Source organism: Microbacterium hydrocarbonoxydans, from assembly GCF_011752045.1.
Classification (GTDB): Bacteria; Actinomycetota; Actinomycetes; order Actinomycetales; family Microbacteriaceae; genus Microbacterium.
Window position 1 is genome coordinate 588292 of record NZ_JAAKXW010000003.1, and the last position, 6318, is coordinate 594609.

Annotated in this window: 5 protein-coding genes; all 5 read left to right on the forward strand. The window is 69.9% G+C overall.

Annotated features, from left to right (window positions below; translation table 11 throughout):
* Position 1: 1 nt before the first annotated feature.
* On the forward strand, positions 2–511 hold the full coding sequence (locus tag G6G98_RS13790; RefSeq protein ID WP_067357144.1) for a single-stranded DNA-binding protein: 510 nt from the start codon (positions 2–4) through the stop codon (positions 509–511).
* Positions 512–561: 50 nt separating this feature from the next.
* Positions 562–816 (forward strand): 30S ribosomal protein S18, encoded by a 255-nt coding sequence (rpsR, locus tag G6G98_RS13795; protein WP_029146075.1) that lies wholly within the window; start codon positions 562–564, stop codon positions 814–816.
* 11 nt (positions 817–827) lie between these two features.
* Positions 828–1280, forward strand: a complete 453-nt coding sequence (rplI, locus tag G6G98_RS13800) for a 50S ribosomal protein L9 (protein WP_067357146.1) — start codon at positions 828–830, stop codon at positions 1278–1280.
* Positions 1281–1619: 339 nt separating this feature from the next.
* Positions 1620–2675 carry a hypothetical protein gene (locus G6G98_RS13805; RefSeq protein ID WP_164233970.1) on the forward strand — a complete coding sequence of 352 codons (1056 nt, stop codon included), beginning with the start codon at positions 1620–1622 and terminating at the stop codon, positions 2673–2675.
* 100 nt (positions 2676–2775) lie between these two features.
* Positions 2776–6318 (forward strand): beta strand repeat-containing protein (locus G6G98_RS13810; RefSeq protein ID WP_166706108.1); only part of this gene is annotated, 3543 nt, incomplete at its 3' end.

Here is a 6318-nt window from a genome sequence, read left to right on the forward strand (position 1 = left end):
CATGGCCGGCGAAACAGTCATCACCGTGGTGGGCAACCTCACGGCCGACCCCGAGCTGCGCTACACGCAGAACGGACTGCCGGTGGCGAACTTCACCATCGCGTCGACGCCTCGGAACTTCGACCGCGCCGCGAACGAGTGGAAGGACGGCGAAGCACTGTTCCTCCGCGCGTCCGTGTGGCGTGAGTTCGCCGAGCACGTGGCGGGTTCGCTGACCAAGGGCATGCGGGTCATCGCGACCGGCCGCCTGCGTCAGCGCTCCTACCAGGACCGCGAGGGCAACCAGCGCACCGCGATCGAGCTGGAGGTCGATGAGATCGGCCCCTCGCTCCGCTACGCGACCGCGCAGGTCACCCGTGCAGCTTCGAGCGGTGGCAACTTCCAGGGCGGCGGCGGACAGTCGCGCCCGCAGCAGCAGGTGTCCGAGGAGCCGTGGTCCACGCCCGGTTCTTCGACCAGCGCCGATGCCTGGAGCACTCCGGGCAGCTTCGGCGACGACACCCCCTTCTGATCAAGGATCTCGGGATGCTCCGGCATCCGTCTCATAACTAAGGAAACACAATGGCTGGAAAGTCGAGCGGCGATCGCCGCAAGCCGCGGAAGGGCGCGAAGAACGCCGCCCCCGCGAAGTCCATCCGCGTTGGCGTCATCGACTACAAGGATGTCGCGACCCTTCGCAAGTTCATCTCGGAGCGCGGAAAGATCCGTGCCCGTCGTATCACCGGTGTCTCCGTGCAGGAGCAGCGTCTGATCGCCCGTGCGATCAAGAACGCTCGCGAGATGGCTCTCCTGCCCTACGCCGGCGCCGGCCGCTGAGGGGTACCGACATGGCAAAGCTGATTCTCACGAACGAGGTCGCCGGGCTCGGAAGCGCCGGTGACGTGGTCGAGGTCAAGAACGGGTACGCCCGCAACTACCTCATCCCCCAGGGCTTCGCTACGGCGTGGACCCGCGGTGGCGAAAAGCAGGTCGCTTCGATCCAGGCTGCTCGTCAGGCTCGCGCGATCCACGACCGCGACGAGGCCGTGGCCCTGAAGAACACGATCGAGGGCACCAAGGTCCGTCTCGCCGTCAAGGCGGGCGCCGAGGGTCGCCTCTTCGGTTCGGTCAAGACCGCCGATGTCGCGGAGGCCGTCGCGGCCGCCGGTCTCGGCACCATCGACAAGCGCAAGGTGCACATCACGTCGGCGATCAAGTCGACCGGTGAGCACGAGGCCACCGTCCGTCTGCACGACGACGTGACCGCTGTCATCACGCTGCAGGTCGTCGCCGCCAAGTAAGGCACGACACCCGCTCGAACGCCCCCTGTCCTCCGGGACAGGGGGCGTTCGGCTTTCCCGGTACCCGACCGTCGGCGGAGGGGGCTTGCGGGCGGGTGGGCGAGAAGTCGGAGCCTGGTCGTGACGCGCCGACGACGCCGCTCGCGGCGCGGCGTGTCCGAGTGCGACTCCGACTTCTCACATGGCAGAGCCGAGCGCCGGGGTATACCGTCGCGGCTTCGATTTTCGTCACAACGGAATATCGGTGGTGACAAACATGTGGAACCGGGTGTATGTTCCGAGTTAGGACTGGGGGGTCACCTGCTGGAGTCCCCCCGTATCGATCGCGGGGGGTGAACGATGTCGGCTGCACAGGTCGAGCGACGCAGGAATGCGACGTTCCCTGGCGCGCGACTCGGTCTCCTCGGTCTCGCCGTCGGCATCGGCTGGCTGCTCCTCACCCTCTTCACGGGCGGCTCGAGCGCCTCGGCCGACACCGCCGACGGGCAGGAGGGGCTCCTCGGCTCCGTCGTCGGCTCCGTCGCGCAGACGACTCAGACCGTGACGAACACGACTCAGACCGTGACGCAGACGGCGGCGGCGGTCGTGCAGACGGCATCCGCGCCCGTCCAGCAGACGGTCCAGGCCGTGCAGCCGGCGGTCGCCGCGGCGTCGCAGGTCGCCCCCGTGGCACCCGCCGCGACCCCCGTGGTCAGCACGGTGGCGCAGGTGGCCACGCAGGTCATGACCGCGGTTCCCGACGTCACGACAGCGGTCGTGGAAACAGCCGCTGATCTGGCCGGAAGCGTGCAGGTCGGCACGGTGGTCGCACCGGTCGCCGACCTCGTCGACACGGTCGTCGGCGGAACCGCTGAGATCCCCGTGGTCGGAGAGGTCGTCGACGAGCTGCTCGGCGCGACCACCCCCGGTGACGTGATCGACTCCATCGCCGGTGACGTCGACTCGACGGTCGACGATCTGCTCGGGGACACGACGACCGGCATCGTGCGCGGGCCGCAGCCGAGCGACGACCAGGTCTCGGCCGCGAACCCGGCGGCGGGCGAGGACAGCGCGCTGAGCCTGCCCGCTGCGACAGCGGCTGTCTCGCTCTCCGGCTCTGCCGGTCACGAACTCGCCTCCGCCGACAGCGCCTCGAGTGCGCCCGGCGGAGGCCTGGGCGCGCCTGTCGCGCCCGCTCCCGGCCGCTCCGGCGTTCCCGCTGCGACTGCGCCCGCGCCTGGTGGCTCCGGCCCCGGCGGCGCGCTGAACGGCGGCGGCTCCGCCGGAGCATCCTCGGTCTCCGACGCGGTCCTCTCCGCGTACGGCCACGGGGCTGCGGCCTCGCTGGTGCTCGGCACCGTGAGTGACGAACTGCCTTCGTCGCCGGTGTTCGACACCGACTCCACCCCTGACTGAGTGAGGGGGCGTCGCGCTGCGTGCGCGACGATCGCGCTCCGTGCGCGATGACGGCGGTCCTGTGCGGACCGCATGTTCCTCCTACTCAGAAAGGTTTGGCATGAACAGATATGTATCCCGAAGCCTGCTTCTCGCAGGCCTCGTGGGCGGCTTCTGGGCCGCGGGTACGGGTATCGCCAACGCCTCCGAGACTCCGGCCGGGGAAGACGCCTCGGCCATCGTCAACGTCGAACTGCCGCTCACGCTCTCGGGCCAGGCGGTGTCGGCGACGGGTGAGTCCACTCAGGACGAGCCCGCGCCGGTGACTGCGCCATCCGCATCGATCGACCTGAACGCCGTCACAGGCGTTCTCTCCGGTCAGCAGGCGGTGGCGTCGGTGTCCGCTCCGGTGACGGCGGCGGGCAACGCGGTCAGTGTGCTGGGTGACGCCTCATCGACGGATTCGTCGGTGAGCAGCACTCCGGCGACGACGGATGCAGCGGGAACGACGGATGCCGTGGGGGTCCTCTCGGGGGTCCAGGGCGTCGTCGATGTCGCAGCTCCGGTGACGGTCTCGGGCAACGCGGTCTCGGTCTTCGGAGACGCGACAACCGACGGTTCCTCTGTCTCGACGGCGAACGCCGGCGGGGCGGGCGACGGTGGTGCGTCGAACTCCGGAGTCGGCGTCGGATCGGGCCTGCAGGCTCCGGTCGACGTGCTGGCGCCGGTGACGGCATCCGGCAACGCGTTCAGCGTGTTCGGCGATGCGGAGTCCCAGGACTCCACGGTCTCGGTGGCGAATGACGCCGGCACCACCAGTGGCGGGGGCGAGGTCTCGAACTCCGGGACCGGACTCAACTCCGGGTGGCAGATCCCTGCTGATGTGACGACGCCCCTCACGGCATCCGGCAACGCCGGCTCCGTGTTCGGTGACGCCACGTCTGACGGATCGTCGGTGACGGTGGTCGATCAGTCCGGGGTCTCGAACTCCGGGGGAGAGGTCACAGGCTCCGGCATCGGCAAGGACTCGGGCTGGCAGATCCCCGCTGACGTCACCGCCCCGGTGACGTTCTCGGGCAACGCGTTCTCGGGCACGGGTGAGGCAGTCACCACGGGCTCCGACGTCGACGTGGTCGATCAGGCCGGTGTCGCGAACGGCGGCGGCGATGTGACGAATGGCGGCATCGGCTGGGGGGTCGGCTGGCAGATTCCTGCAGACGTGACCGCTCCGGTGACGGCATCCGGCAACGCGATCTCCGGATCGGGAGACGCGGTCACGTCGGACTCCGATGTCTCGGTGGTCGACAGAGCCGGTGTCGCGAACGGTGGCGGCGAGGTCGGCAACGCCGGCTACGGTGTCGCCTCGGGCTGGCAGATCCCTGCCGACGTCACCGCCCCGGTGACGGTGTCGGGCAACGCGATCTCGGGCACGTGTGACGCTGTCACCACGGGTTCGGACGTCTCGGTGGTCGACAATGCAGGCGTCGCCGACGGCAACGGCGGGGTCTCGAACTCCGGGTACGGTGTCGGCTCCGGCTGGCAGGTGCTCGGTGACGTGACGATGCCGTGGACGTTCTCTGGCAATGCAGTCTCGGGCACCGGCGAAGCTGTCGCCGACTCGTCCGAGGTGTCGGTGACCGACAACGCGGCCACCGTCGATGACAACGGCGACGTCTCCAACACCGGAATCGGCCTCAACTCCGGTTGGCAGGTCGTGACCGACTGGACGACGCCGGTGACGGCATCCGGCAACGCGATCTCGGGCGTGGGTGACGCTCGGACCGCCGGCACGGACGTGTCGGTGACCGACAACGCCGGTGTGGTCGACGGCAACGGGCAGATCTCGAACATCGGCATCGGCAAGGACTCGGGCTGGCAGGTCGCCGGCGACGTGACCGCGCCGGTGACGTTCTCGGGCAACGCCGGTTCGCTCGTCGGTGACGCGGATGCTGTCGATTCCGACGTCACAGTCGTCGACAACGCGGGCGTGATCGGCGGGAACGGTCAGGCCGACAACTCCGGCGTCGGCTTCGGCACCGGGTGGCAGGTCGTGGGTGACCTGGTCGTCCCCGTGACGGGCTCGGGCAACGCGGCGTCGATCGTCGGCGGTGCGGAGTCGGACGACTCGGACGTCGACGTGATCACCGAGGGCGGCTCGATCGTCTCCGGTGACGCCGACAACTCCGGCGTCGGGGTGGCTTCGGGGTGGCAGGTCGTGGGCGGCGTGGTCGCTCCGATCACCGCCGCGGGCAACGCCGCGACGATCGCAGGCGGCGCCGAGTCCGACGACTCGTCGGTCACGGTGCGCGGGTCGGACGGCTTCGGCGACCTCGACAACGAGGGCATCGGCGTCGGCTCCGGCTGGCAGCCGGTCGTCGGGATCACGACCCCGGTCACGGTCTCCGGCAACGCGGTCGCTCCGGTGGGCGCCGAGTCGGATGGCTCGACCGTCGTCATCGAGCCGGGTACGCCCGGTGCGGTGAACCCGGGTCTTCCGGGTGTTCCGTCCCTTCCGGTTCCTGACCTCGGCGACGCCGCGGGCGGGATCATCGGTGTCATCCCCGGTCTGCCGGCGCTGCCCGGCACTCCGGAGCTGGGTGGCGTGATCGGCGACATCGTCGGCGGCGAGCCCGGCGACCCGGCGGTGCCGGGCGCAGGCGACCTCATCGACGGTGTCATCGGCAGCGTTCCCGTCGTTCCTTCGATCCCCGGTGTGCCGGAGGTCGGCGGTTCGCTCGGCGACGCGGTCGACTCGGTCGGCACGATCGTCGGCGGTGGTCTCCCGGTGCTGCCGGGTGAGCCGAACGGGCCGATCATCGATCTGGACGGACTGCTGGGTTCGGTGCTCCCGGAGCTGCCGGGTCTGCCCGGTACGCCGGGTCTGCCGGGCCTTCCCGATGTCGGCGGCGTGGTCGGTGACATCACCGATTGCGCGTGCGACGCGGTCGGCGATGTCGTGGACGCGGTCGGCGACGTGGTCGGCGGGCTTCCGGGTGGCGAGGTTCCGGGTCTCCCGGGTGTTCCTTCGCTTCCGGGTGTTCCGTCCCTGCCGGGTCTGGGTGATGTCACTGACATCGTCGGTGGTCTGATTCCGGGTCTTCCGTCGCTGCCGGGTCTTCCCGGTGGCGAGCTCCCGGGTCTCCCGGGAGTGCCGTCCCTGCCCGGCCTGCCGGGTCTCCCGGGTCTCGGTGTGATCGGTGATGTCGTCGACTCTGTCGGTGACACTGCGGGTCAGCTGCCGGTGGTGGGTGGTCCCGCTGGTGAAGTCGTCGACACGGTCGGTGACCTGGTCGGCGGGCTTCCGGGCGGCGAGGTCCCGGGTCTCCCGGGTGTTCCGTCTCTGCCGGGTCTGGGTGACGTCACCGATCTGATCGGTGGTCTGGTCCCGGGTCTTCCGGGGGTTCCGTCCCTGCCCGGGCTTCCGGGTCTGCCGGGTCTGGGCGATGTCACCGATCTGATCGGTGGTCTGATCCCGGGTCTTCCGTCGCTGCCGGGTCTTCCCGGTGGCGAGCTTCCGGGTCTTCCGGGGGTTCCGCCCCTGCCCGGGCTTCCGGGTCTGCCGGGTCTGGGCGATGTCACCGATCTGATCGGTGGTCTGATCCCGGGTCTTCCGTCGCTGCCGGGTCTTCCCGGTGGCGAGCTTCCGGGTCTTCCGGGGGTTCCG